General features: G+C 45.1%; 33 protein-coding genes and 1 other annotated feature. All 33 genes read right to left on the bottom strand.

Annotated features, from left to right (window positions below; all coding sequences use genetic code 11):
• The 33 genes from MHB71_RS28740 to rlmB all read right to left on the bottom strand — a co-directional run bounded on the left by MHB71_RS28740 (position 1) and on the right by rlmB (position 26,334).
• Positions 1 to 186 (bottom strand): type Z 30S ribosomal protein S14, encoded by a 186-nt coding sequence (locus tag MHB71_RS28740; RefSeq protein WP_013312154.1) that lies wholly within the window; start codon positions 184 to 186, stop codon positions 1 to 3.
• Positions 187 to 259: 73 nt separating this feature from the next.
• The gene (rplE, locus tag MHB71_RS28735) at positions 260 to 802 is read right to left on the bottom strand and encodes a 50S ribosomal protein L5 (RefSeq protein ID WP_017692087.1); all 543 of its coding nucleotides are present in this window, start codon (positions 800 to 802) and stop codon (positions 260 to 262) included.
• A 32-nt stretch (positions 803 to 834) separates the two neighbouring features.
• Positions 835 to 1,188: a 50S ribosomal protein L24 gene (rplX, locus tag MHB71_RS28730; protein ID WP_017692086.1), complete on the bottom strand. Its 354-nt coding sequence runs from the start codon at positions 1,186 to 1,188 to the stop codon at positions 835 to 837.
• Positions 1,189 to 1,227: 39 nt separating this feature from the next.
• Positions 1,228 to 1,596, bottom strand: coding sequence for a 50S ribosomal protein L14 (gene rplN, locus MHB71_RS28725; protein ID WP_017692085.1), 369 nt, complete (start codon positions 1,594 to 1,596; stop codon positions 1,228 to 1,230).
• A gap of 35 nt (positions 1,597 to 1,631) precedes the next feature.
• Positions 1,632 to 1,898 carry a 30S ribosomal protein S17 gene (gene rpsQ, locus MHB71_RS28720; RefSeq protein WP_017692084.1) on the bottom strand — a complete coding sequence of 89 codons (267 nt, stop codon included), beginning with the start codon at positions 1,896 to 1,898 and terminating at the stop codon, positions 1,632 to 1,634.
• 48 nt (positions 1,899 to 1,946) lie between these two features.
• Positions 1,947 to 2,144, bottom strand: a complete 198-nt coding sequence (rpmC, locus tag MHB71_RS28715; protein WP_017692083.1) for a 50S ribosomal protein L29 — start codon at positions 2,142 to 2,144, stop codon at positions 1,947 to 1,949.
• Positions 2,134 to 2,568 (bottom strand): 50S ribosomal protein L16, encoded by a 435-nt coding sequence (gene rplP / locus MHB71_RS28710; protein ID WP_017692082.1) that lies wholly within the window; start codon positions 2,566 to 2,568, stop codon positions 2,134 to 2,136. Before rplP ends, rpmC begins: the two co-directional genes overlap by 11 nt.
• A gap of 2 nt (positions 2,569 to 2,570) precedes the next feature.
• Positions 2,571 to 3,236, bottom strand: a complete 666-nt coding sequence (gene rpsC, locus MHB71_RS28705; protein ID WP_036607182.1) for a 30S ribosomal protein S3 — start codon at positions 3,234 to 3,236, stop codon at positions 2,571 to 2,573.
• 15 nt (positions 3,237 to 3,251) lie between these two features.
• A complete protein-coding gene (rplV, locus tag MHB71_RS28700; RefSeq protein ID WP_036607180.1) occupies positions 3,252 to 3,584 on the bottom strand; it encodes a 50S ribosomal protein L22 in 333 nt (110 codons plus the stop codon).
• Positions 3,585 to 3,619: 35 nt separating this feature from the next.
• Positions 3,620 to 3,898 carry a 30S ribosomal protein S19 gene (gene rpsS / locus MHB71_RS28695; protein ID WP_017692079.1) on the bottom strand — a complete coding sequence of 93 codons (279 nt, stop codon included), beginning with the start codon at positions 3,896 to 3,898 and terminating at the stop codon, positions 3,620 to 3,622.
• Between the two features lie 71 nt (positions 3,899 to 3,969).
• Complete coding sequence (gene rplB, locus MHB71_RS28690; RefSeq protein ID WP_017692078.1) at positions 3,970 to 4,800, bottom strand: 50S ribosomal protein L2; 831 nt, start codon at positions 4,798 to 4,800, stop codon at positions 3,970 to 3,972.
• A 30-nt stretch (positions 4,801 to 4,830) separates the two neighbouring features.
• Positions 4,831 to 5,121 carry a 50S ribosomal protein L23 gene (rplW, locus tag MHB71_RS28685; RefSeq protein WP_017692077.1) on the bottom strand — a complete coding sequence of 97 codons (291 nt, stop codon included), beginning with the start codon at positions 5,119 to 5,121 and terminating at the stop codon, positions 4,831 to 4,833.
• Complete coding sequence (rplD, locus tag MHB71_RS28680; protein ID WP_017692076.1) at positions 5,121 to 5,744, bottom strand: 50S ribosomal protein L4; 624 nt, start codon at positions 5,742 to 5,744, stop codon at positions 5,121 to 5,123. The genes rplW and rplD overlap by 1 nt, the downstream gene beginning before the upstream one ends.
• 25 nt (positions 5,745 to 5,769) lie before the next feature.
• A complete protein-coding gene (gene rplC, locus MHB71_RS28675) occupies positions 5,770 to 6,393 on the bottom strand; it encodes a 50S ribosomal protein L3 (RefSeq protein ID WP_017692075.1) in 624 nt (207 codons plus the stop codon).
• A gap of 46 nt (positions 6,394 to 6,439) precedes the next feature.
• Positions 6,440 to 6,748, bottom strand: a complete 309-nt coding sequence (gene rpsJ / locus MHB71_RS28670) for a 30S ribosomal protein S10 (protein WP_017692074.1) — start codon at positions 6,746 to 6,748, stop codon at positions 6,440 to 6,442.
• Between the two features lie 436 nt (positions 6,749 to 7,184).
• Positions 7,185 to 8,375, bottom strand: coding sequence for an elongation factor Tu (gene tuf, locus MHB71_RS28665; RefSeq protein WP_017692073.1), 1,191 nt, complete (start codon positions 8,373 to 8,375; stop codon positions 7,185 to 7,187).
• Positions 8,376 to 8,470: 95 nt separating this feature from the next.
• Positions 8,471 to 10,549: an elongation factor G gene (gene fusA, locus MHB71_RS28660; RefSeq protein ID WP_036607177.1), complete on the bottom strand. Its 2,079-nt coding sequence runs from the start codon at positions 10,547 to 10,549 to the stop codon at positions 8,471 to 8,473.
• 49 nt (positions 10,550 to 10,598) lie between these two features.
• Complete coding sequence (gene rpsG, locus MHB71_RS28655) at positions 10,599 to 11,069, bottom strand: 30S ribosomal protein S7 (protein ID WP_017692071.1); 471 nt, start codon at positions 11,067 to 11,069, stop codon at positions 10,599 to 10,601.
• A gap of 87 nt (positions 11,070 to 11,156) precedes the next feature.
• Positions 11,157 to 11,579, bottom strand: a complete 423-nt coding sequence (gene rpsL / locus MHB71_RS28650; protein ID WP_017692070.1) for a 30S ribosomal protein S12 — start codon at positions 11,577 to 11,579, stop codon at positions 11,157 to 11,159.
• Between the two features lie 150 nt (positions 11,580 to 11,729).
• On the bottom strand, positions 11,730 to 11,981 hold the full coding sequence (locus tag MHB71_RS28645; protein ID WP_036607175.1) for a ribosomal L7Ae/L30e/S12e/Gadd45 family protein: 252 nt from the start codon (positions 11,979 to 11,981) through the stop codon (positions 11,730 to 11,732).
• Positions 11,982 to 12,185: 204 nt separating this feature from the next.
• Positions 12,186 to 15,800, bottom strand: coding sequence for a DNA-directed RNA polymerase subunit beta' (gene rpoC, locus MHB71_RS28640; RefSeq protein ID WP_036607173.1), 3,615 nt, complete (start codon positions 15,798 to 15,800; stop codon positions 12,186 to 12,188).
• Positions 15,801 to 15,913: 113 nt separating this feature from the next.
• On the bottom strand, positions 15,914 to 19,459 hold the full coding sequence (gene rpoB, locus MHB71_RS28635; protein ID WP_036607171.1) for a DNA-directed RNA polymerase subunit beta: 3,546 nt from the start codon (positions 19,457 to 19,459) through the stop codon (positions 15,914 to 15,916).
• A 394-nt stretch (positions 19,460 to 19,853) separates the two neighbouring features.
• Complete coding sequence (locus MHB71_RS28630) at positions 19,854 to 20,474, bottom strand: class I SAM-dependent methyltransferase (protein WP_074096568.1); 621 nt, start codon at positions 20,472 to 20,474, stop codon at positions 19,854 to 19,856.
• A 96-nt stretch (positions 20,475 to 20,570) separates the two neighbouring features.
• Positions 20,571 to 20,930 carry a 50S ribosomal protein L7/L12 gene (gene rplL, locus MHB71_RS28625; RefSeq protein ID WP_017692065.1) on the bottom strand — a complete coding sequence of 120 codons (360 nt, stop codon included), beginning with the start codon at positions 20,928 to 20,930 and terminating at the stop codon, positions 20,571 to 20,573.
• A gap of 72 nt (positions 20,931 to 21,002) precedes the next feature.
• Positions 21,003 to 21,506 carry a 50S ribosomal protein L10 gene (rplJ, locus tag MHB71_RS28620; protein WP_047841127.1) on the bottom strand — a complete coding sequence of 168 codons (504 nt, stop codon included), beginning with the start codon at positions 21,504 to 21,506 and terminating at the stop codon, positions 21,003 to 21,005.
• A gap of 23 nt (positions 21,507 to 21,529) precedes the next feature.
• Positions 21,530 to 21,677 (bottom strand) — a sequence feature (ribosomal protein L10 leader region).
• Positions 21,678 to 21,745: 68 nt separating this feature from the next.
• Positions 21,746 to 22,438, bottom strand: coding sequence for a 50S ribosomal protein L1 (gene rplA / locus MHB71_RS28615; RefSeq protein WP_017692063.1), 693 nt, complete (start codon positions 22,436 to 22,438; stop codon positions 21,746 to 21,748).
• 94 nt (positions 22,439 to 22,532) lie between these two features.
• Positions 22,533 to 22,958, bottom strand: a complete 426-nt coding sequence (rplK, locus tag MHB71_RS28610; RefSeq protein ID WP_017692062.1) for a 50S ribosomal protein L11 — start codon at positions 22,956 to 22,958, stop codon at positions 22,533 to 22,535.
• A gap of 68 nt (positions 22,959 to 23,026) precedes the next feature.
• Positions 23,027 to 23,560 (bottom strand): transcription termination/antitermination protein NusG, encoded by a 534-nt coding sequence (nusG, locus tag MHB71_RS28605; RefSeq protein WP_017692061.1) that lies wholly within the window; start codon positions 23,558 to 23,560, stop codon positions 23,027 to 23,029.
• A 21-nt stretch (positions 23,561 to 23,581) separates the two neighbouring features.
• The gene (gene secE / locus MHB71_RS28600) at positions 23,582 to 23,773 is read right to left on the bottom strand and encodes a preprotein translocase subunit SecE (RefSeq protein ID WP_017692060.1); all 192 of its coding nucleotides are present in this window, start codon (positions 23,771 to 23,773) and stop codon (positions 23,582 to 23,584) included.
• A 17-nt stretch (positions 23,774 to 23,790) separates the two neighbouring features.
• On the bottom strand, positions 23,791 to 23,940 hold the full coding sequence (gene rpmG / locus MHB71_RS28595) for a 50S ribosomal protein L33 (RefSeq protein WP_072735843.1): 150 nt from the start codon (positions 23,938 to 23,940) through the stop codon (positions 23,791 to 23,793).
• Between the two features lie 304 nt (positions 23,941 to 24,244).
• Positions 24,245 to 24,889 carry an RNA polymerase sporulation sigma factor SigH gene (sigH, locus tag MHB71_RS28590; protein ID WP_017692059.1) on the bottom strand — a complete coding sequence of 215 codons (645 nt, stop codon included), beginning with the start codon at positions 24,887 to 24,889 and terminating at the stop codon, positions 24,245 to 24,247.
• 171 nt (positions 24,890 to 25,060) lie between these two features.
• On the bottom strand, positions 25,061 to 25,582 hold the full coding sequence (locus MHB71_RS28585) for an NYN domain-containing protein (protein WP_036607162.1): 522 nt from the start codon (positions 25,580 to 25,582) through the stop codon (positions 25,061 to 25,063).
• A gap of 5 nt (positions 25,583 to 25,587) precedes the next feature.
• Positions 25,588 to 26,334 carry a 23S rRNA (guanosine(2251)-2'-O)-methyltransferase RlmB gene (rlmB, locus tag MHB71_RS28580; protein WP_017692057.1) on the bottom strand — a complete coding sequence of 249 codons (747 nt, stop codon included), beginning with the start codon at positions 26,332 to 26,334 and terminating at the stop codon, positions 25,588 to 25,590.
• Positions 26,335 to 26,361 lie beyond the last annotated feature (27 nt).

Below are 26,361 nucleotides of genomic sequence, written 5' to 3'. Positions count from 1 at the left end.
TTACCAGCTTGCTTTTTTCACGCCAGGGATCTGGCCTTTATAAGCTAATTCACGGAAACAAATTCTGCAAATTTTGAACTTTTGCAGGACCGAATGTGGACGTCCGCAACGCTCACAGCGTGTATATGCACGTACTTTAAACTTAGGTGTACGTTGTTGTTTAACTTTCATCGAAGTTTTTGCCACTTAGCCTGACACCTCCTAAATAATTTCGGAGAAAAGGGAGTCTTTCCAGACACCCGGAAACGTTATGCCAACATTACTTAACGAAAGGCATTCCCATTTGCGTAAGCAATTCACGGGACTCTTCGTCTGTTTTCGCCGTTGTTACAATGACAATATCCATACCGCGGACTTTATCAACTTTATCGTATTCGATCTCCGGGAAGATCAATTGCTCTTTCAGACCCAGTGTATAGTTACCACGTCCATCGAAAGCATTACTCGATACACCGCGGAAGTCGCGGACACGAGGAAGCGTTACGTTGAGCAGCTTATCTAGGAAGAAGTACATACGCTCACCGCGTAATGTAACTTTCGCACCGATAGGCATATTCTCACGCAGTTTGAAACCTGCGATAGATTTTTTAGCACGAGTGATTACAGGTTTTTGACCCGCGATCAGTTGCAAATCGTTTACTGCAGAATCCAACACTTTAGAGTTTTGGACAGCGTCGCCCACACCCATGTTGATAACGATTTTCTCGATTTTCGGCACTTGCATTACCGTTGTATAGTTAAACTTCTGCATCAAAGCAGGAGCGATTTCTTGCAGGTAACGTTCTTTCATTCTTGATGCCATGAATCATAGCCCTCCTTTCTCATTCGGTTCAATTAGTCGATAATTTCTCCGGAACGTTTAGCAACGCGCACTTTCTTACCGTTATCCAAAACTTTGTAACCTACACGGGTTACTTTTCCGCTCTTCGGATCGATGTGCATTACGTTGGAAACGTGAATCGGAGCTTCCTTCTCGATAATGCCGCCTTGCGGATTTTGCTGGTTAGGCTTCTGGTGTTTTTTCACCATGTTAACACCTTCCACAAGGACGCGGTTCTCACGAGGATAAGCAGCGATGACACGGCCTTTTTTACCTTTGTCTTTACCGCTGATCACCATAACCGTATCTTCCTTTTTAACGTGAAGTTTGTTGTTATGGGATTCCAGAACTTTTTTCACTCTTGGCATTTCGTACACCTCCTGTTTCTAACATCACGAGATTAAGCTTTAGATAACTTCTGGAGCCAAGGAAACGATTTTCATGAAGTCTTTATCGCGAAGTTCGCGAGCAACTGGTCCGAAAATACGTGTTCCACGTGGGCTTCTGTCGTCTTTTACAACAACCGCTGCATTTTCATCAAAACCGATGTAGGAACCGTCTTTACGACGTACAGAACGTTTCGTACGAACGACAACCGCTCTAACTACATCACCTTTTTTGACAACGCCGCCTGGTGTTGCTTGTTTAACAGAACAAACGATCAGATCACCGATTTGAGCTGTACGACGTCCCGTACCGCCGAGTACGCGGATACACATCAGTTCCTTCGCACCGGAGTTGTCGGCCACAGTCAAACGTGTAAATGGTTGAATCATTTAGTATTCCTCCTTTCAGCAATGCTGCTGATGCATTAGATGATAACCGCTTTTTCTACGATTTCAGTAAGTCTCCAGCGTTTATCTTTCGAAAGCGGACGAGTCTCCATGATTTTCACCGTGTCACCGATTTTCGCAGTGTTTTCTTCGTCATGCGCTTTGAATTTTTTAGTAACCTTAATGCGTTTATGGTACAAGTTGTGTTTTTTGTAAGTTTCTACAGCAACAACAATCGTTTTGTCCATTTTATCGCTGACCACTTTACCAGTTTGCACTTTACGTGCGTTACGTTCTTCGCTCATTGTTGGCCTCCTTCCTGATTACGGACGGATTGTCCATCCTATCCCTAATTAACCGATTCCCAATTCTCTCTCACGGATAATGGTTTTAGCACGAGCTATTTCTTTCCGCACATCACGGATGCGAGTCGGGTTATCCAGCTGACCGGTAGCTAATTGAAAGCGGAGGTTAAAGAGTTCTTCTTTAAATCCGGCAATCTTTTGCTCGATTTCAGCAGAGGTTAGGTTGCGAAATTCACTAGCTTTCATTTGCTTCACCACCCAATTCTTCACGTTTCACGAACTTCGTTTTGATTGGCAGTTTGTGAGCGGCAAGACGCATTGCTTCGCGTGCAATTTCCTCCGGTACACCAGCAAGTTCAAACATGATCTTACCTGGTTTCACTACTGCAACCCATTTTTCTACGTTACCTTTACCGCTACCCATCCGAACCTCGAGAGGCTTTTGAGTGATTGGTTTGTCTGGGAAAATTTTGATCCAAACTTTACCACCACGTTTGATGTAACGAGTCATCGCAATACGAGCCGCTTCGATTTGACGGTTCGTAATCCAAGCCGGTTCCGTAGCTTGCAGACCGTATTCGCCAAAGTTCAGAGTCGTTCCGCCTTTAGCTTGGCCTTTCATATGTCCACGTTGTTGCTTACGGTGTTTTACGCGTTTTGGTACCAACATGATTAGTTGCCTCCTTCCTTAGCAGCTTGTTTCTTAGCCGTAGGAAGAACCTCTCCACGATAGATCCATACTTTTACGCCGATAAGTCCGTAAGTAGTATGAGCCTCTGCTGTACCGTAGTCAATGTCAGCACGCAGTGTGTGCAGTGGAACAGTTCCTTCGCTGTAGCCTTCAGAACGTGCGATCTCAGCACCGCCAAGACGTCCGCCTACTTGAGTTTTGATACCTTTAGCACCGGAGCGCATAGTTCTTTGAATTGCTTGTTTCAGAGCACGACGGAAAGAAACACGACGTTCCAATTGTTGTGCAATGCTTTCAGCTACAAGAACAGCGTCCAAGTCTTGGTTCTTAATTTCAGAAATGTTGATGTGTACTTTTTTACCGCCAGCAATTTTCGTAATTTGGTTACGAAGATTTTCAACTTCCGAACCACCCTTACCAATAACCATACCTGGTTTAGCAGTGTGAATCGTTACGTTTACGCGGTTAGCCGCTCTCTCAATTTCTACACGAGATAAAGCGGAGTCTTTCAATTTATTTTTCAGGAATTCACGAATTCTCACGTCTTCCATCAAAAGATCACCGAAGTCTTTGCCTGCATACCACTTAGATTCCCAGTCACGGATAATTCCGACACGGAGTCCGACTGGATTTACCTTTTGGCCCACACATTTCCCCTCCTTCTACTTCTCAGATACCACCAAAGTAATGTGGCTAGTACGTTTGTTAATACGACTTGCACGTCCCATTGCACGAGGGCGGAAACGTTTCATTGTCGGTCCTTGGTTCACGTAAGCTTGCGAGATAACCAATTTGTTAACATCCAAAGAATAGTTATGTTCCGCATTCGCAATAGCGGAGTTAAGCAACTTCTCAACGATTGGAGAAGCAGATTTCGGAGTGTGACGGAGAATGGCAACCGCCTCACCTACTTGCTTGCCACGAATCAAGTCAACAACGAGTTGAGCTTTACGAGGAGCAATCCGGATAAACTTAGCATGTGCTTTTGCTTCCATTGTGTAACCTCCTTTCAAACATTAAAGATATTCATTTATCTTCTTGTTTTCTTATCATCAGCAGTATGGCCTTTGTACGTACGGGTTGGAGCGAACTCACCCAGTTTGTGTCCGACCATGTCCTCAGTTACATACACTGGCACGTGTTTACGACCATCGTAAACGCCAAATGTGTGTCCGATGAATTGCGGGAAAATTGTAGAACGACGGGACCAGGTTTTGATCACATTCTTCTTACCTGAAGCTTCCATCTCTTCTACCTTTTTAAGCATGTAGCCATCAATGAATGGCCCTTTTTTCAAACTGCGACCCATGTGGAGATCCTCCCTTCAAACATAGCTATTATGCATCCGCAGATGCCTCACGAAGTTATGCACAGTGTGTATTACTTCGTGCGGCGGCGAATGATGTATTTATCAGAAGCTTTATTTTTCTTACGCGTTTTGTAACCAAGTGTAGGTTTACCCCATGGTGACATTGGCGATTTACGTCCGATTGGAGCACGACCTTCACCACCACCGTGTGGGTGATCGTTAGGGTTCATTACTACACCACGAACCTCAGGACGTTTACCCAACCAACGGCTACGACCGGCTTTACCGATTTTGATGAGCTCGTGGTCTTGGTTACCTACAGATCCGATTGTCGCGCGGCAAACTTTCAAAATACGACGAACTTCTCCGGAAGAGAGACGAACGGAAACGTATTTTTCTTCTTTACCAAGCAATTGAGCTTCTGTACCAGCAGCACGAACCAATTGTCCGCCTTTACCTGGTTTCAACTCGATGTTGTGGATAACGGTACCTACTGGAATGTTTTCGAGTGGCAGTGCGTTACCGATTTTGATGTCTGATTCAGGTCCGGAGAACACTTGATCTCCAACTTTCAAACCTTTAGGAGCGATGATATAACGCTTTTCACCATCAGCATAGTGAATCAGAGCGATGTTGGATGTACGGTTCGGGTCATACTCAATCGTAGCAACGCGGCCCGGTATTCCATCTTTAGTACGTTTGAAGTCAATGATACGGTATTTACGTTTGTGTCCACCACCATGGTGACGAACTGTAATTTTACCTTGGTTGTTGCGGCCTGCTTGTTTGCTCAACGGGGCCAACAACGATTTCTCCGGCTGATTTGTGGTGATTTCCTCAAATGTAGAAACGGACATGTTCCGTCTTGCCGGGGATGTTGGTTTATACTTTTTGATTGGCACTGGGTTTCCCTCCTTACTTCAAAAATTCAATTATACAGTTTCAAAGAACTCAAGCGTTTTGCTGTCTTTTGTCAACGTTACAAACGCTTTTTTCCATTCGCTAGTATATCCGGAATAACGTCCGTACCGTTTCGGCTTAGCTGGAACACGAAGCGTGTTCACGTTTTTCACTTTTACATTGAAAATAGCTTCTACTGCCTTTTTGATCTCGGTTTTGTTTGCACGGATATCGACTTCAAATACATATTTCAAGTCGTTCATCATGTCAGCAGTACGTTCCGTAATAATCGGACGTTTTACAATATCACGAGGATCCTTCATTACGCGAGCACCTCCTCTACCTTCTGAACTGCTTCTTTCGTAATGATCAATTTGTCGTGCGAGAGCACGTCAAGAACATTAATACCGTCAGCAGCTACGAATTTCACGCCTGGAATATTCCGTGCGGAAAGAGCTACATTATCATCATAGCTAGGAGCTACGATCAAAGCTTTACGTCCCACTTTGAGGTTACTCAAGATGGCTGCAAATTCTTTAGTTTTAGGCGTACTCAACGTGAGAGCGTCCAAAACGATAATGTCATTGTCAAGCACTTTGGATGAAAGGGCTGATTTGATCGCCAAGCGGCGAACTTTCTTAGGCAGTTTATACGCATAGCTCCGTGGTGTTGGACCAAATACGATACCGCCGCCTTTCCATTGTGGTGAACGAATTGAACCTTGACGAGCGCGACCTGTACCTTTTTGTTTCCAAGGCTTACGTCCACCGCCACGTACTTCAGAACGTCCTTTTACTTTGTGGGTACCTTGACGAAGGGAAGCGCGTTGCATAAGAACTGCATCGTACAGAACGTGTTGGTTCGGCTCAATTCCGAAAACCGCATCGTTCAATTCAACTTCGCCTACTTGGCTACCATCTACATTGTAAACTGATACTTTTGGCATTTTGTGTTCCTCCTTTCTTCAGTGGTTATTTTTTCACCGTTTCTTTAACTCTGATGAGACTGTTTTTCGGTCCAGGAATGGAACCTTTCACGAGCAACACGTTACGCTCAGCGTCTACTTTAACTACTTCAAGACGTTGAATTGTAATAGTATCATGTCCCATGTGTCCTGGCAGGCGTTTGCCTTTAGGAACGCGGTTAGCTTGGATCGAACCCATTGAACCAGGGCCACGGTGGTAACGCGAACCGTGTGACATAGGTCCAGTGCTTTGTCCCCAACGTTTGATAACGCCGGCAAAACCTTTACCTTTAGAAATACCCGTTACGTCAACGAATTCGCCTTCAGCGAAAATGTCAGCTTTCAATTCTTGGCCAACTTCATATTCTGCGATGTTGATACCGCGAACTTCACGAACGTAGCGCTTAGGGGCAGTGTTCGCTTTTTTAGCGTGACCTGCTTCTGGCTTGTTAGCATTTTTCTCTTTCTTATCGGAGTAACCGATTTGAATTGCTTCGTAGCCATCGTTCTCAATGTCTTTCTTTTGCAAAACAACACAAGGGCCTGCTTCGATAACCGTTACTGGAACGACGTTACCTTCAGGAGTAAATACTTGAGTCATTCCGAGTTTTTTTCCTAAGATTGCTTTCATGTTGACACCTCTTTTCCTTTATACATGGTCTTTGTTGTAGCTTGTATTACAATTTAATTTCGATATCTACACCGGACGGCAGATCCAAGCGCATCAAGGCATCCACAGTTTGTGGAGTCGGGTTAACGATGTCGATCAAACGTTTATGTGTACGTTGTTCGAATTGTTCCCGAGAATCCTTGTACTTGTGCACCGCACGAAGAATAGTAATGATTTGTTTTTCAGTAGGAAGCGGAATCGGACCGGATACACCAGCACCCGAACGTTTTGCTGTTTCAACAATTTTCTCCGCGGATTGATCAAGAATTCTGTGGTCGTAAGCTTTCAAACGAATACGAATTTTTTGCTTTGCCATTTTAGTCCCTCCTTCTATCGCCCAATTTTTTATCGGACATACTCCGTGAAAATTTTCTAGCCACTCTCCCATGGCAAAGGGGCCGGGTGTGCCAGTAACCTCTCACATCATCGCAACGTCACAGAACAACATTCATTATTATATAGAAAAGATAGGCGTATTGCAAGCATATTTAAGAAAAACATTTAAACTTATCTTTTCTGATGAAATGACTTCGTTTATTGCAGTGTTAATCTTCAATATCCAGGCTGCCTTGCCAATCCTTCTAAACAAGTAAATGATGTTCATTTCGTATGACGCAGGTTCCGAACTTTAAACATAATAAAAGAGTTCTCTATCCGATGTCGGATAAAGAACTCTTCCGAAGCTTCGTTACAATACAATGTTACTCGTTCCAGTACACTGTTACATATGCTTTATTCAGCGTTAAGCCAAATTATTTTTGGATAGATGCTACGGAACCGGCACCTACTGTACGTCCGCCTTCACGAATGGAGAATTTAGTTCCTTCTTCAATCGCGATTGGGGAGATCAGGGAAACAGTAACAGTGATGTTATCACCAGGCATTACCATTTCAGTACCTTCAGGCAAGTTGATGATACCTGTTACGTCAGTTGTACGGAAGTAGAACTGTGGACGGTAACCAGTGAAGAATGGTTTGTGACGTCCGCCCTCTTCTTTAGTCAGAACGTAGATTTGAGCTGTGAATTCTGTGTGTGGCTTAACAGAACCTGGTTTTGCAAGTACTTGACCACGCTCGATTTGAGTACGGTCAACACCACGCAACAATGCACCGATGTTGTCACCCGCTTGAGCGGAATCCAACAATTTACGGAACATCTCAACGCCTGTTACAACGGATTTTTTAGTTTCTTCAGTGATACCAACGATTTCGATCTCTTCGCCGACTTTAACAGTACCACGCTCTACACGGCCAGTAGCAACAGTACCACGACCAGTGATGGAGAATACGTCCTCGACAGGCATCAAGAAAGGCTTGTCAGTTTGACGCTCAGGCAGTGGGATGTAAGTGTCGATCTCTTTGAACATCTCAACGATTTTTTGAGCCCATTCGCCATCTGGGTTTGCCAGAGCTTCACGAGCGGATCCACGAGTGATTGGAGTATCGTCACCTGGGAACTCATATTCGTTAAGAAGGTCGCGAACTTCCATCTCAACCAATTCCAACAACTCTTCGTCTTCAACCATGTCACATTTGTTCAAGAATACAACAATGTAAGGTACGCCTACTTGACGGGAGAGCAAGATGTGCTCACGAGTTTGTGGCATTGGGCCGTCTGCTGCGGATACTACCAAGATAGCTCCATCCATTTGAGCCGCGCCAGTGATCATGTTTTTAACATAGTCGGCGTGACCTGGGCAGTCAACGTGAGCGTAGTGACGAGTGTCAGTTTCGTACTCAACGTGTGATGTGGAGATTGTGATACCGCGTTCGCGCTCTTCTGGAGCTTTGTCGATTTGGTCGAATGCAATTGCAGCACCACCGTAAGTTTTGGACAATACAGTTGTGATTGCAGCAGTCAGAGTTGTTTTACCGTGATCGACGTGACCAATAGTACCGATGTTAACGTGGGGTTTATTACGTTCGTATTTAGCCTTTGCCATTTGAACGTGGCCTCCTTAAAATTATAATTTTATGTTTTCACTGAATGAAGTGCTCCGAATTAAATTCTTATGCACTTGCATCCAGTGTGAGAAAACTACTCGGTGCCTTTTGTTTTGGCAACGATTTCTTCAGCGATGCTCTTAGGAACTTCTTCATAGTGAGAGAGTTCCATGGAGAATACGCCGCGTCCTTGAGTACCGGAACGAAGAGTTGTAGAGTAACCAAACATTTCAGACAGAGGTACCTTAGCACGGATGATTTGAGCTCCACTACGGGAATCCATACCTTCGATGCGGCCACGACGGGAGTTCAACATACCCATTACGTCACCCATGTACTCTTCTGGAACAGTTACTTCTACTTTCATGATAGGCTCAAGCAGAACTGGTTTACACTTGTCTTTAGCCGCTTTAAGCGCCATAGATCCGGCAATTTTAAATGCCATCTCATTGGAATCGACATCATGGTAAGATCCGTCTACGATTGTAGCCTTAACGTCAACAAGCGGGAAGCCTGCAATAACGCCGTTTTTCATTTGCTCTTCAATCCCTGACAGTGCAGGTTGAATGTATTCTCTTGGTACGGAACCACCGACAACCTTACTTTCGAACTGGCTGCCTGTACCCGGCTCGAGAGGTTCGAATTCAACCCATACGTGACCGTATTGACCACGACCACCGGATTGACGTACGAATTTACCTTCAACGCGCGCTGGAGCACGGAATGTTTCACGGTAAGCTACTTGTGGTTTACCCACAGTAGTTTCAACCTTGAACTCACGACGCATACGGTCGATGATGATATCAAGGTGAAGCTCACCCATACCTGCCAAGATCGTTTGGCCTGTTTCTTCGTCAGTATGAGCACGAAGAGTTGGATCCTCTTCAGTCAACTTACCGAGAGCAACACCCAGTTTATCCTGGTCAGCTTTGGTTTTAGGTTCAACAGCGATTTCGATAACCGGATCAGGGAAGTTCATTGACTCCAGGATAACCGGATTTTTCTCATCACATAGTGTATCACCTGTACCTGTATCTTTCAAACCTACGGCAGCTGCAATATCACCGGAGTAAACTACAGTGATTTCTTGACGGCTGTTCGCATGCATTTGAAGGATACGACCGATACGCTCACGTTTGTTTTTAGTGGCATTCAATACATATGATCCGGATTGAAGAACACCAGAGTATACGCGGAAGAATGTCAATTTACCAACGTAAGGGTCAGTCATAATTTTGAATGCCAATGCGGAGAATGGCTCTTCATCGGATGACTTACGAATTGCTTCAGTTCCATCTTCAAGATGTCCCGTGATCGATGCAACATCTGTTGGAGCTGGCAAGTAGTCGATAACAGCATCCAACATCAGTTGAACACCTTTGTTACGATATGAGGATCCACAGATAACTGGGAAGATCTTAACATCTACAACACCTTTACGGAGTACGGTTTTGATCTCATCAATTGTGATCTCTTCGCCTTCCAGGTATTTCATTGTCAAATCTTCATCCAGTTCAGCAACGCGTTCAATCAACTCATTGCGAAGTTCTTCAACTTGATCTGCAAACTCTGCAGGAATGTCGGTTTCTTCGATATCTTGACCAAGGTCATCTTTGTACATATGAGCTCTTTGTGCAACGATATCGATGATACCTTTGAAATCATTTTCAGCGCCGATTGGAAGTTGAATCGCAACAGCGTTCGCTTGAAGGCGATCACGCATGTCAGATACAACGTTCAGGAAGTCAGCACCGATGATATCCATTTTGTTTACATATGCGATACGAGGTACGCCGTACTTGTCAGCCTGTCTCCATACGGTTTCGGACTGAGGCTCAACGCCTTCTTTCGCACTGAATACACCAACTGCTCCGTCCAATACACGAAGGGAACGTTCAACTTCAACAGTGAAGTCAACGTGTCCCGGGGTATCAATAATATTAACGCGGTGGCCTTTCCAAGCAGCGGTAGTTGCAGCGGAAGTAATCGTAATTCCGCGCTCCTGTTCCTGTTCCATCCAGTCCATTGTCGCAGCGCCTTCGTGTACTTCACCGATTTTGTGCGTACGTCCTGTGTAAAACAGGATCCGCTCAGTTGTCGTGGTTTTACCCGCATCAATATGAGCCATGATCCCGATATTACGTGTATTTTTTAAGGAGAACTCTCTAGCCATGAAATGGGTCTCCCTTCAAAATTGAAGTTTTTTTATTGTGAACTGAATCCTACCAACGGTAGTGAGCAAACGCTTTGTTCGCTTCAGCCATTTTGTGCGTATCTTCACGTTTTTTAACGGAAGCGCCTGTGTTGTTGGAAGCGTCGATGATCTCAGCCGCCAAACGCTCTTCCATTGTTTTCTCACCGCGGTTGCGGGAGTAGTTCACGAGCCAACGTAATCCCAGAGCAGTACGTCTCTCTGGTTTCACCTCGATTGGTACTTGGTAGTTGGCACCGCCGACACGGCGAGCTTTAACTTCCAGGACTGGCATGATGTTCTTGATTGCTGCTTCAAATACTTCCATAGGGTCATTACCCGTACGTTCTTGAATCAACTTGAACGCATTATACAGAATGCTTTGAGCAACACCGCGTTTTCCGCCGATCATGATGCGGTTGATTAAACGAGTAACCAACTTGCTGTTATATAACGGATCAGGCAGAACGTCTCTTTTCGTAACTGGACCTTTGCGTGGCATGGATATCCCCCTTTCTTTCTTGTTCAGCAGATCCTGTACCTTCCAGACTTAGACCAGAAGGCTTTCAGGCTATCTGCCTATAATAGTTTAGGCTTTTTTAGCTTTTGGACGCTTAGCGCCGTATTTCGAACGAGCTTGCATACGGTTGTTTACACCAGCAGTATCGAGAGCTCCACGAACGATGTGATAACGAACTCCTGCAAGGTCTTTAACTTTACCTCCGCGGATCAATACCACACTGTGCTCTTGAAGGTTATGTCCGATTCCCGGGATATAAGCAGTAACCTCGAGACGGTTCGTCAAACGAACACGGGCATACTTACGAAGTGCAGAGTTTGGTTTACGTGGAGTCATTGTACCTACACGAGTGCAGACACCACGTTTTTGTGGGGCACTGATGTTAGTAGATTCACGTTTCAAAGCGTTGAATCCTTTTTGCAAAGCTGGAGATTTTGACTTCTCAACTTTTGCTTGACGTCCTTTACGAACCAGTTGGTTAATAGTTGGCATGTGATTGCCACCCCCTTCCTCAAATATTCATGTTTCTTTATAAACCTCTTTGCACTAAGTCCACAGACCCAGGCGGTTCATAAAAAGACAAATGAAAAGTTTTTGCCTTGGAGAATCCTTAAAAGTTCTCGGACAAAAACGTTCCTTACCCTATGATTTTACGACAGCAGCCATAGCTGCTCCTACTCCAATCCCGCAAGCCTTGCCGAGATTTTTCATTGTATCCACTTTCGTGCATTTTACATTGTGTTGTTCACACAAAGCAATGATTTTGGAAGTAAGCTGCGGATCACTATCTTCTGCGACATAGACTTCAGAAGCCATACCTGTCTGCACCATCCGCATGGTCTGTTTGGTACCTATTTTGACATGAGCATCTTGCAAGGCTTTTTCATTAGACATTGTGTATTCCTCCGAATAGAACCATGTACAATCAGCTGCCCACGCACCTTTGATATATTAGCATCTAGCGCAAGCATTGTCAATGCTAATCCTAAAACATTTTTTAAAAGTTTACGTACATCAGGATTCGTCCGCCTGTATCATACAAACGTCCGTCTCCTGACGCACAAAACTTTCACTCTCCTCTAATGAGGAGAAATATATTTAATCAACCGAAACTGGCTCAAGTTCTTCTACTGAAGATTGGCCATCTTCTGGCTCAGCAAATTTGATGCTGCGGTAACGGTGCATACCTGTACCTGCAGGAATCAATTTACCGATGATTACATTTTCCTTCAGACCGAGCAACTGATCGACTTTACCTTTGATCGCTGCATCTGTCAATACACGTGTAGTTTCTTGGAACGAAGCCGCCGAGAGGAAGGAGTCTGTTTCCAGGGATGCTTTCGTAATACCGAGCAGGATTGGTTTAGCAACCGCCGGCTCTTTATCACTAAGAATCGCAATTTTGTTAGCTCTTTCGTACTCATGCATATCCACGAACGATCCTGGCAACAGCGTTGTATCTCCTGCATCTACGATACGGATTTTACGCAGCATTTGACGGATCATAACTTCAACGTGCTTATCGTTAATTTCTACGCCTTGGTTACGATATACGCGTTGTACTTCCTGCAGAATGTAGTTTTGTACACCACGTATACCTTTAATCCGTAACATCTCTTTTGGATCAATGGAACCGTCTGTCAACTCGTCACCCGCTTCAACTTCCGCGCCTTCGCTTACGCGCACACGGGAACCGTAGGTAACGGCGTATACTTTGGATTCCGCTTCACCTTGAATTTCGATTTCACGACGATCTTTCGCTTCGCGAATCTCTTTAACCACACCATCGATTTCACTGATCGTTGCTTGACCCTTAGGATTACGAGCTTCGAACAACTCCTGGATACGTGGCAAACCTTGCGTAATATCGTCTCCGGCTACACCACCAGTATGGAACGTACGCATTGTAAGCTGTGTTCCTGGCTCACCAATGGACTGTGCTGCGATAATACCAACTGCTTCACCGATCTCCACGTGTTTACCAGTCGCGAGGTTGCGACCATAACACTTCTTGCAGACACCATGACTTGCACGGCAGCTGAGGACGGAGCGGATTTGCAATTTAGTAATACCTGCTTTGATAATCGCTTCTGCTTTATCGGAGTCAATCAATTCATTGCGACCTACAATGATTTCTTTCGTTTCCGGATGACGAAGTGTCTCGAAGCAGTATCTGCCTTCAATACGGTCGTAGAGATCTTCGATAACCTCTTTACCATCCTGGATACGACTTACCGTAAAGCCTTTATCTGTACCACAATCATCATCACGCACGATTACGTCTTGGGCTACGTCTACGAGACGACGAGTCAGGTAACCTGAATCGGCTGTACGCAGGGCTGTATCCGCCAAACCTTTACGCGCTCCGTGAGTGGAGATAAAGTACTCGAGTACCGTCAGACCTTCACGGAAGTTCGATTTGATTGGGAGTTCGATAATTCGACCGGATGGGTTGGCCATCAGACCACGCATACCGCCCAATTGGGTGATTTGCGATTTGTTACCCCGTGCTTTGGAGTCTACCATCATCATGATCGAGTTGTAACGATCCATGGACTTCATCAGAATCTCAGTGATGTCATCTTTGGATTTTGACCAGATATCAATGATACGGTCATAGCGCTCCTCATTCGTAATCAGACCACGACGGTACTGATTCGTAACGATTTGTGCTTTTTCCTCAGATTGTCTAAGAATTTCAAACTTCTCAGGTGGAACGATAACATCAGATACCGCAACCGTAATACCGGCACGTGTAGAGTATGTGAAACCAAGTTGTTTGATTTTATCCAAAATAACAGCTGTTTCCGTTGTGTGATAAATTTCAAAACAACGTGCAATGATGGAGCCGAGGTATTCTTTACCGACACCGCCAGCCAGAGGAGCATTCATAATAGCTTCTCTGAGATCAGCACCTTTTTCATATACAAATGAGTGATCTGCAGTACCTTGGTACAGGTTAGCACGAGTCGCATCATTGATATACGGGAAGCTTGCCGGGAAAATTTCATTGAAGATAATTTTACCGACAGTTGTCAGCAACATTCCTTCTTGTTGTTCTTCCGTGAAGCTTGTTTTACCAAGCGCCTTAACAGGAATAGCTACACGCGCATGCAGACCAGCAGTACCACGTTGGTATGCCGATACAGCTTCGTTAACTGTACGCAAGATCATACCTGTGCCCTTTTCTTCCTTGTTATCCATAGTGAGGTAGTAAGAACCAAGCACCATATCCTGGGAAGGAGTAACAACCGGTTTACCGTCTTTCGGGTTCAAAATGTTACCCGATGCAAGCATCAGGATACGTGCTTCCGCTTGAGCTTCAGCGGACAACGGAACGTGCACGGCCATTTGGTCACCGTCAAAGTCGGCATTGTATGCCGTACATACGAGCGGGTGAAGACGAATTGCTTTACCTTCAACGAGAATCGGTTCAAATGCTTGAATACCGAGTCTGTGAAGCGTAGGGGCACGGTTCAACAGAACCGGATGCTCCTTGATTACTTCTTCAAGAACATCCCATACTTCAGGACTTACACGCTCAACTTTACGTTTTGCGCTCTTGATGTTGTGGGCAAGCCCTTTATTTACAAGCTCTTTCATAACAAAAGGCTTGAACAATTCAAGTGCCATATCTTTTGGCAGACCACACTGATACATTTTCAGGTAAGGTCCAACAACGATAACGGAACGACCAGAATAGTCAACCCGTTTACCGAGCAAGTTTTGACGGAAACGTCCTTGTTTACCTTTCAGCATGTGGCTGAGAGATTTCAATGGACGGTTACCAGGACCCGTTACCGGGCGTCCACGACGACCATTATCGATCAATGCATCAACAGCTTCCTGCAACATCCGTTTTTCATTTTGCACGATAATATCTGGCGCGCCCAGATCAAGCAGACGTTTCAGACGGTTGTTCCGGTTGATTACACGGCGGTACAAGTCATTCAGGTCAGACGTTGCAAAACGTCCACCATCCAACTGTACCATTGGACGAAGTTCCGGCGGGATAACAGGAAGTACATCCATGATCATCCACTCTGGCTTGTTGCCGGAGTTGCGGAATGCTTCGATAACTTCCAGACGTTTGATTGCACGATTACGACGTTGTCCTTGCGCAGTCCGGAGCTCTTCTTTCAGGAACTCGAGCTCTTTGTCTATGTCAAGGTCTTGAAGCAATTTTTTAACCGCTTCTGCGCCCATGCCAGCATGGAAACCATAGCCGTATTTTTCACGGTAGCTGCGGTATTCTTTCTCGGACAACAGCTGTTTTTTCTCCAGTGGAGTTTCTCCTGGATCAGTTACAACATATGATGCAAAATAAATAATCTCTTCAAGAGATCTTGGAGACATATCCAGAGCAAGACCCATACGGCTCGGAATACCTTTGAAGTACCAGATATGCGATACCGGAGCAGCGAGCTCAATGTGGCCCATCCGTTCGCGGCGTACTTTCGCACGTGTTACTTCAACGCCACAACGATCACAGACAACGCCTTTATAACGGACGCGTTTGTATTTACCGCAATGACATTCCCAGTCTTTTGTAGGGCCAAAAATCTTTTCGCAGAACAGCCCTTCTTTTTCCGGTTTCAACGTACGATAGTTGATCGTTTCCGGTTTTTTCACTTCTCCGCGGGACCAAGAACGAATTTTCTCTGGGGAAGCAAGCCCGATCTTCATGTATTCGAAATTGTTGACGTCCAACAAGGAGCAACCCTCCTTAACCAATTCCTGTAATCTAGGTTACGCCCACTCCGGCCGAAGCCGGAGCAAGACGTGAGCCTGATGAAAAACGCCGGTCATCATGCGCTCGAAGCGGTTTATTCCGCTCCGACCTCTGTACCCTCAAGGTTGAGGCTGAGCTTATCGCTCGCAGCGTCATCTTCATCGTCCATTTCTCTCATTTCAATCTCTTGCTCATCTTCACTCAAAATCTTAACGTCCATACCCAAGCTTTGCAGCTCTTTGATCAATACTTTGAATGATTCAGGAACACCTGGTTCCGGAACATTCTCACCTTTGACAATGGATTCATACGTTTTAACCCGACCAACAACGTCATCGGATTTAACAGTCAAGATTTCTTGCAGTGTATAAGCAGCACCGTATGCCTCAAGCGCCCATACTTCCATCTCCCCGAAACGCTGTCCACCGAATTGAGCTTTACCACCCAATGGTTGTTGCGTAACAAGTGAGTAAGGACCTGTAGAACGGGCATGGATCTTATCATCAACCATGTGTGCCAATTTGATCATGTGCATGACACCTACGGTAACTTCACGTTCAAACTCTTCACCTGTACGACCATCATACAGGACAGTTTTACCATTACGTTGCATACCCGCTTCTTCCATCGTATCGAAGACGTCATACTCCTTCGCTCCGTCGAATACAGGAGTTGCTACGTGAATACCCAGTTGCATCGCCGCCATACCCAAGTGAACCTCGAGTACTTGACCGATATTCATCCGGGAAGGTACGCCCAGTGGGTTAAGAACGATCTGAACCGGTGTACCGTCTGGCAGGAAAGGCATATCTTCTTCCGGCAAGATGCGGGCCACGACCCCTTTGTTACCGTGACGTCCGGCCATTTTATCACCCTCGGAAATTTTCCGTTTTTGAGCGATATATACACGAACGAGTTGGTTAACACCTGGAGGCAACTCATCACCGTTTTCGCGGGTAAATACTTTCACGTCTACTACGATACCATCAGTACCATGTGGTACACGCAAGGAAGTATCACGTACTTCACGTGCTTTCTCACCAAAGATTGCATGCAAGAGACGTTCTTCTGCTGTCAGCTCTGTTACACCCTTAGGTGTTACTTTACCAACCAGAATGTCGCCAGCACTAATCTCAGCACCGATGCGGATAATACCGCGCTCATCCAAGTTACGCAACGCTTCTTCCCCAACGTTAGGGATGTCACGTGTGATCTCTTCAGGTCCGAGTTTGGTATCACGTGCTTCTGACTCATACTCCTCGATATGGATGGATGTGTATACATCTTCCTTAACGAGTTTTTCACTGAGCAAGATCGCATCCTCGTAGTTGTAACCTTCCCAAGTCATGAAGGCAACAACAACGTTACGTCCCAGAGCCAATTCACCCATTTCCGTTGAAGGACCATCAGCGAGGATATCACCAGCTTTGACAGCGACACCTCTTTTGACAATCGGACGTTGGTTAATGCATGTTCCTTGGTTCGAACGCATAAATTTGTGTAATTTATATTTAACGATATCGCCTTTAACTTCCTGACCGTCCACTTCTTCAACACGACGGACCCAAATCTCGTTCGCAGTAGATCGTTCAATAATTCCGTCATAATCGGAGACAATACATACACCGGAATCTTTCGCGGCTTTGTGTTCCATACCTGTTCCCACAAGAGGTGCTTTAGGAATCAAAAGTGGAACGGCCTGCCGCTGCATGTTTGATCCCATGAGCGCACGGTTGGAGTCATCGTTCTCAAGGAACGGAATAAGCGCTGTAGCGACGGATACAACTTGCTTAGGAGATACGTCCATGTAGTCAACGCGCTCACTCGGCATCGTAAGGATGTTATCCGACTGTTTGTTATAACGTACAATGATCGCTTCTTCTTCAAATGTACTATCTTCATTCAGCTTCGCATTCGCTTGCGCGATAACATAGTTGTCCTCTTCGTCCGCTGTCAGGTAATCAATTTGTTCGGTTACAATACCTGTCTTCGGATCAACCCAACGATATGGAGCTTCAATGAAGCCATATTCATTCACACGGGCAAACGTAGACAAGGAGTTGATCAAACCGATGTTTGGTCCCTCTGGCGTCTCGATTGGACACATACGGCCATAGTGGGATGGATGGACGTCACGCACTTCCATACCTGCGCGCTCACGTGTCAAACCACCGGGTCCGAGTGCGGACAAACGACGTTTATGTGTCAACTCACCCAGCGGGTTCGTTTGATCCATAAATTGTGACAACTGAGAGCTACCAAAGAACTCTTTAATCGATGCAATAACAGGACGTATGTTGATCAATGCCTGTGGTGTAATTACGTTAGCATCCTGAATGGACATTCTCTCACGAACCACACGCTCCATACGGGACAAACCGATACGGAACTGATTCTGCAGGAGTTCACCCACCGAACGCAAACGACGGTTACCCAGATGGTCAATATCATCCGTGCTACCAATTCCCTGCAGAAGGTTAAGGAAATAACTGATGGACGAAATGATATCCGCCGGCGTCACGTTTTTAACGGACTTGTCAATGATTCCATTGGCAATCAGTTTGACTACTTTACCATCTTCTGTTGGTGAAAATACATCGATCGTTTGCATAGGAACATCATTAGCATCCAGAACACCGTTACCCACGTGATACGTGCGGAAACCAACGCTCTTCTCCAGATACGGCATGATTTCATCCAACAAGCGACGATCCACCATTTGACCTGCTTCAGCAATAATCTCGCCTGTTTCAGCGTCAACAAGTGATTCAGCCAAACGCTGGTTAAACAAACGGTTTTTGATGTGAAGCTTTTTGTTCATTTTGTAACGACCTACATTAGCCAGGTCATAACGTTTTGGATCAAAGAAACGTGCTACGAGCAAGCTTTTCGCATTATCCAGCGTTGGCGGCTCGCCCGGACGAAGACGCTCATAGATCTCAATGAGTGCTTTCTCCGTGGAATCCGTGTTGTCTTTGTCCAGTGTGTTGCGGATATATTCGTCATTACCGAGCAGATCCAGAATCTCAGCATCTGTGCCAAAACCAAGTGAACGCAGGAGAACCGTAACCGGTATTTTACGTGTACGGTCGATCCGGACATAAACAACATCCTTCGCGTCCATCTCCAGTTCCAACCAAGCGCCGCGGTTAGGAATAACTGTAGCGGTATACGTTTTTTTGGCGTTTTTATCTACTTTGGTACTGAAGTAAACGCTAGGAGAGCGAACCAACTGGCTGACAATAACCCGTTCCGCACCATTAATAATAAATGTGCCCGTGTTGGTCATCAGCGGGAAATCTCCCATGAATACTTCCTGCTCTTTGACTTCGCCGGTTTCCTTATTAATGAGCCGGACTTTGACCCGAAGCGGTGCTGCATACGTAACGTCACGCTCTTTTGCGTCGTCTACTGTATACTTCGGTTCACCGAGACTGTAATCGATAAATTCCAAAATCAAGTTACCTGTAAAATCCTGGATCGGCGAGATATCCTGGAACATTTCGCGCAACCCTTCCTCCAAAAACCAATCATAGGATTTTTGTTGGATTTCAATCAGGTTCGGAACTTCGAGTATCTCGTTAATTCGTGCATAACTGCGCCGAGTGCGTCGACCATATTGAACAAGATGTCCTGCCAACTTAAACTCACCCCTCAATGTCTACTCACTTTAAAAATTTCGTTGCGAACCTCTGTTTGTAACCTTATAATGGTACACATACAGAGCAAAGCAATGCATCCACAAATAAAGAAAAGCCCTTACTCGAAATGTCGTTCGAAAAAAGAGCAACTTTGATCGGCGGATGTCTTTCCAAATCATTCTTATCCCCAGTTTGCCCAAAATGTACATATTATACGCCAAACGTAGGCATAATAAGCCCGTTCGGCGTAAAAAAAGGTTGACATTTTTAGTTAGCTAAAGCCAAGTAGGGCATCTTAATACTGACATTTTACAACTATACCACGACCTGAATTTCAAGTCAATAGTCCTATTGCAAAAAAAATGATCCCCTGCTTACTTTACAAACTCGGATTCAGCTTTTAGTAGATACCTCTTCCGATTTCACCGCTTTGAAAATCCGATAGCCTTTATCCTTCGTCACTTCTTCCACTCTTCCAAACAAAGATTCCAATTTCGCTTTCGCTGACGGGGCTCCTTGTTTCTTCTGAATGACAATCCACAACGAACCGCCTACCTTCAGATGGCGATGTGCCTGTTCGAAAATAGTATGAACCGTCTCTTTCCCAGCCCGTATAGGCGGGTTGGTTAGGATAACGTCAAAATCTTGCTTTTTTACTTCAGACAGTAGATTACTTTGCAATACCGTAACATTGTTAATTCCGTTCGCTTTTGCATTTTCCCTGGAAAGTTCAACGGCTCTCTCGTTGATATCGATCATGGTGACATGCCCATCCGGTACAAGTTTGGCTGCTGTAAGACCCATTGGCCCGTACCCACAGCCCACATCGAGAACATGAGCCCCTGATGGCAACTCTATCGCATCAATCAATACTCTGCTGCCATAATCGATTCCGTTTTTGGAAAACACACCGGCATCCGTCACGAATCGCAGACTGAATCCGCGAAGAACCGCTTCAGTTGCTCTGCGATCATGCGCCACTTGCGGTTTGTCCGAATAATAATGATTGGACATGCCCTCACTCACTTTCCATTTACAATTACAGCAACAAACCCCTTGATATAAGTCAAGGGGTTTGTTGTTTTGTTCATTTAGCTTGTAATAGCTAAATTATTTAACTTCAACTGAAGCGCCTGCTTCTTCAAGCTTAGCTTTAACCGCTTCTGCTTCTTCTTTAGCAACTTTTTCTTTCAATGCTTTTGGAGCGTTGTCAACCAATTCTTTTGCTTCTTTCAGGCCAAGACCTGTGATTTCGCGAACTGCTTTGATAACGTTGATTTTGGAAGCACCAGCGCTAGTCAAGATTACGTCGAACTCGGATTGCTCAGCTTCAGCAGAAGCTACTGCACCTGCAGCAGCTACTGGAGCTGCAGCAGTTACGCCGAATTCTTCTTCGATTGCTTTAACAAGATCGTTCAATTCCAGTACAGTCATGCCTTTGATTGCTTCCAAGATTTGCTCTTTACTCATGAGTGAACCTCCATATATAATATTATTTTTTTTAATTCATTTGCCGCCTAAGCAGCATTCAGATCAAGTTGCTTACGCGCCTTGTTCTTCTTTTTCTGCAACTGCTTTAACCGCAAGCGCGAAGTTGCGCACTGGCGCTTGAAGCACGCTGAGGAGCATGGAGAGGAGTCCATCGCGGGATGGCAGTTCTGCCAATGCCTTAACTTCTTCTACTCCGATTACGCGACCTTCTACGACTGCACCTTTCAATTCCAGTGCATCGTTCTTTTTCGCGAAGTCGTTCAGAATTTTAGCTGGAGCCACAACGTCATCTACGCTGAATGCAATTGCAGTAGGACCTGTAAGAACATTTTCAAGTTCTGTCAGTTCTGCTGCTGCAGCTGCACGGCGAAGCAACGAGTTTTTCAGCACTTGGAATTCGATCCCTGCTTCACGAAGTTGCTTACGCAACTCAGTTACTTGGGCAACGTTCAATCCGCGATAATCAACAACAACAGTTGTAACGCTCTCGCGCAATTTTGCTGTTACTGCATCAACGGATTCTTGTTTTGCTTGAATCACTTTTGCGTTTGCCAATCTGTACACCTCCTGATCAAATTTATCCCATTAAGAAAAGCCTCCGTAGAATCACGAAGGCTTGATATATACTCATCATCGATTTGCATCGTTCTAAGTTCTATAATCACACCTCGGCAGGAAATTAAGCCAAATGGCACCTACTGTCTACGGCAAGCATATTCAAATGTCAACGGTCAGTCACTCGGACTCACAACTTTTATATCTTATCAAAAACAGGACAAGCCTGTCAAGAGATATTATCTAAAAGCTGCTGCGTTCACGCGTGCGCCAGGGCCCATCGTGGAAGAAAGACTAACATTCTTCAGATAAACACCTTTTGCTGCCGCTGGTTTAGCACGATTCAGAGCTTCCATGAGAGCTTTGAAGTTCTCATTAAGTTGCTCAGAAGAGAAAGAAGCTTTACCAATCGGTGCATGAATTTGACCTGCACGATCCAGACGATATTCGATTTTACCGGCTTTAATTTCTTGAACAGCCTTAGTTACATCGAAAGTTACCGTTCCGGCTTTAGGGTTAGGCATCAGACCTTTACCGCCGAGCAGTCGGCCCAATTTACCTACTTCACTCATCATATCTGGTGTCGCTACGCAGACGTCGAATTCGAACCAGCCTTGTTGGATTTTGTTGATCATGTCTGCATCACCAACATAGTCCGCGCCAGCCGCTTCCGCTTCTTTCGCTTTGTCACCTTTTGCAAATACCAATACGCGTTGTGTTTTACCTGTGCCGTGTGGCAAGACAACAACACCACGTACAGCCTGGTCTTGCTTACGAGGGTCTACACCCAAACGAACTGCTGCTTCGATTGTTTCATCGAATTTTGCAGTAGCTGCCTTTTTCACAAGCTCTACAGCTTCTGAAGGCTCGTAAGTTGCTTCGCTGTCAATCAGCTTAGCAGCTTCCAGGTATTTTTTACCGTGTTTAGCCATGTTTTATTCCTCCTTTGTGGTGTTAGCGGATATACCTCCCACATCAACCGGTCGCGAATCGACCGGTTTTACGAAGCCATGTTTCTTATGAAAATTAGTCTTCGATGGTGATACCCATGCTGCGGGCAGTACCTTCGACCATACGCATTGCGGACTCAACGTCTGCTGCATTCAGGTCAGGCATTTTTGTTTCTGCGATTTGACGTACCGCATCACGTTTAACAGTAGCAACTTTTTTCTTGTTCGGTTCGCCGGATCCTTTTTCAACTTTAGCTGCCACTTTCAACAAAACTGCTGCTGGTGGAGTTTTAGTGATGAAAGTAAAGGAACGGTCCTCGAATACAGAAATTTCAACTGGAATAATCAATCCCGCTTGATCAGCTGTACGAGCGTTGAATTCTTTACAGAATGCCATGATGTTGACACCTGCTTGACCCAAAGCTGGACCTACTGGTGGTGCTGGGTTTGCTTTACCTGCTGGAATCTGCAGTTTTACCATTTTAATAACTTTTTTCGCCATGATTGACACCTCCTTGCAAAATAGTGGTTAACGGGTTTTTCAACCCTCCCACAAGAAACTTGAAGAAACTAGATCTTCTCCACTTGTGTGTATTCCAACTCAAGCGGTGTTTCCCGTCCAAACATGTTCACGTGCACTTTCAACTTGCTTTTGTCTACCAAAATTTCTTCCACGGAGCCTACGAAATTCGCAAAAGGACCGACTTTAATACGTACGGATTCCTTAAGATCGAACTCAATTTTCGGCTTAGGTTCAACCATTCCCATGTGCTTCAGAATTTGTTCCACTTCTTCAGGCAACAATGCAGTTGGTTTGGACCCAGAACCTGTCGAACCGACAAATCCTGTAACCCCTGGTGTGTTGCGAACAACATACCAAGAATCATCCGTCTGTACCATTTCCACCAAGACATAACCGGGGTAAACTTTACGCATAACGGTTTTTTTCTTACCGTCCTTGTTTACCACTTCTTCTTCCATAGGAACAAGAACGCGGAATATCTTGTCTTCCATGCCCATAGACTCTACGCGTTTTTCCAAATTGGCTTTGACCTTGTTCTCATACCCTGAATAGGTATGAACGACGTACCATCTTTTTTCCATATCAAGCCACCGGAACCCTTCTTAAATAATCGCTTCGATCACAAAGGAGATGCCAATGTCAATGACCCAAAAAAACAGCGTCATAACCACAACAGTACCAAGTACGATCAATGTGTAGTTGGTCAGCTCTTTACGATTAGGCCAGCGAACTTTTTTAAGTTCAGCCCAGCTTTCTGAGAAAAAGGAAATCAGAGATTTGAAACTTCGTTTCACGCCGACACCTCCAAAAACTATCTGGTTTCGCGATGAGAAGTCTGCTCGTTACAAAACTTGCAAAATTTCTTCATCTCCATGCGGTCGGGGTGATTACGCTTGTTTTTTGTCGTAGTGTAATTTCTTTGTTTGCAGTTAGTACAAGCCAAAGTAATAATTACCCGCATGATGTACACCTCCCGAAGACTTCCACATTCAAGCAGAGTCTCTAAATTGATCCTGAAAAAAAGCCATAAATTTAGGCCTACCTAAAACACTTTATCACAAGGGTATAACCATGTCAATGAAAGAATAGTCTTTCATTCATTGGGTATTACTTCCGTACAACGTACATTCGTTTCTCATCTCTGTTTTTCTCTTCTCCTGCTTGGACCGAGCGATTACTAGTATAAACATTCTTAGATTTTATAAACTTGAGACACTAAAAAAAGACTCAAACACCGAGCCTTTTCCGTCAACGACAACATGTGTTTAATTATCTCGAACTTCCAGGTACTTTTCAAGTTTGCGCTTGACGCGCTGAAGTGCATTATCAATGGACTTCACATGTCTGTCCAAATCTACTGCAATCTCTTGATAAGATCTCCCGTCCAGATACAACATCAATACTTTACGTTCCAGATCACTCAGAATCTCGGACATTTTATCTTCCAGGCCCACAAACTCTTCCTGATTGATGATAAGTTCTTCCGGATCACTGACCTGGGTTCCACAAATCACATCGAGTAACGTACGATCAGACTCTTCGTCATAAATAGGCTTGTCCAGAGATACATAAGAATTAAGCGGAATATGCTTCTGACGTGTTGCTGTCTTAATCGCCGTGATGATCTGTCTTGTAATACACAGTTCGGCAAAAGCCTTGAACGAAGCCAGCTTGTCCCCTTTGAAATCTCGAATGGATTTGTAGAGGCCAATCATTCCTTCTTGAATAATATCTTCCCGGTCTGCCCCAATCAGAAAATAAGATCTTGCCTTGGCGCGTACAAAGTTACGATATTTGTTAATTAGAAACTCTAACGCTTCGCTTTCGCCTTCACGGAAAGCTTCGACAATGTCTTCGTCACTTTGGTAATCATACTTAGATAACATGATATCTTTGAGGTCGACACTCACAGACAATCCCTCCGGCTGCAACGCAAGGTACCCCGTTACTCTACTCTATGAAATATAGGATCAGTATATATGATGGTACCTCACACCGTCAACCACGCTCTGCCTAAAAAAGAACATCAATAACATAAATGTCAAGAGTTTCAATATTCTAAATTTTGTAAAAACGTGCTGTTATTCCCGGCGCCATCGCTCAAACTCTTTTAATACATCGGGACTTAACTTACCCCCGAGTGTGTTACGCGTGGTCTTCGCCTGATCTTCTTCCAGTCGTTTTTTTAATTCTTTTTCGTTCTGCTCAACTTCAATTAGCAACTCCCTTGCAGATACGCGTAGCGCTCCCTGTCCAAAAATGACATGTTGCTCTACCATATCGCTCGTAGCCACATAGATTTGGCGTCTTCGCATGCTTAGTTCCCGAACGAGTCTTTCAATGCATTCGTCTGCCGTCTCTTTTTCCTTTGTAAAATAGATCTGCACTTTGCTCTGAGTAAAGGATTTACCGAGTCCAGGCACGAGGTAGGCGTCAAACACAACAATGACTCGACGGCCGGAGAAAGCCTGGTAGTCTGCAAGACGAAAGAGAAGCCTGTTACGTGCCTCTTCGAGCCCACTTTCCGCCAGTTTGGTTAATTCCGGCCAGTCGCCAATCATGTTGTACCCGTCTACAAGAAGCACATCACGGGAATCAGCCATACCTTCTATTCCTGCGCTTGACGCGAGCGGAGCACTTCGTACATGACAACCCCCGCTGCCACGGAAGCATTCAGGGAATTAATCTGACCTTGCATTGGTAATTTGATAAGCACATCGCATTTCTCACGAATAAGTCGTCCCATCCCCTTGTTCTCATTTCCGATTACCAATGCCACAGGGCCAGTAAAGACTCCATTACCAAAGACACCTTCGTGAGCGGTGACATCTGTCCCTACAACCCATACACCTTCCTCTTTGAGGCGATCGATGGTCTGTCCAAGATTACTTACCCGAGCCACTGGCACGTACTCCACAGCGCCTGCTGATGTTTTGGATACTGTCACGGTTACCGCTGCCGAGCGACGTTTGGGTACAATGACGCCATGCGCACCCGTGCAATCTGCTGTCCGCAAAATGGACCCCAGGTTATGAGGATCTTCAATCTCATCCAGCAGAATCAGGAAAGGATGCTCATTCTTCGCTTTTGCTGCGGCAAGAATGTCTTCTACCTCCACATAAGCGTAAGGTGCTGCTTGAGCAACTACCCCCTGATGCTGAATGCCTGGTACCGTTTGATCCAGCTTACGCTTGTCCACGTGTTGAATGACAATACCTAGTTTTTTAGCTTCCGAGATAATAGGTTGAGTCAGATGTTTCTGTGCTGTATCGGCAATCCATATTTTATTAATGGTCCGGCCTGAACGCAGCGCCTCCGTCACGGAGTGTTTACCGGCGATCCATTCTTCTTCCATCGTTGTTCGATCCTCTCTGTAATGCAT

The organism is Paenibacillus sp. FSL H7-0940 (assembly GCF_037979415.1).
In the GTDB taxonomy this organism is placed as follows: domain Bacteria; phylum Bacillota; class Bacilli; order Paenibacillales; family Paenibacillaceae; genus Paenibacillus; species Paenibacillus amylolyticus.
This window is presented reverse-complemented; position numbering and strand designations above follow the sequence as displayed.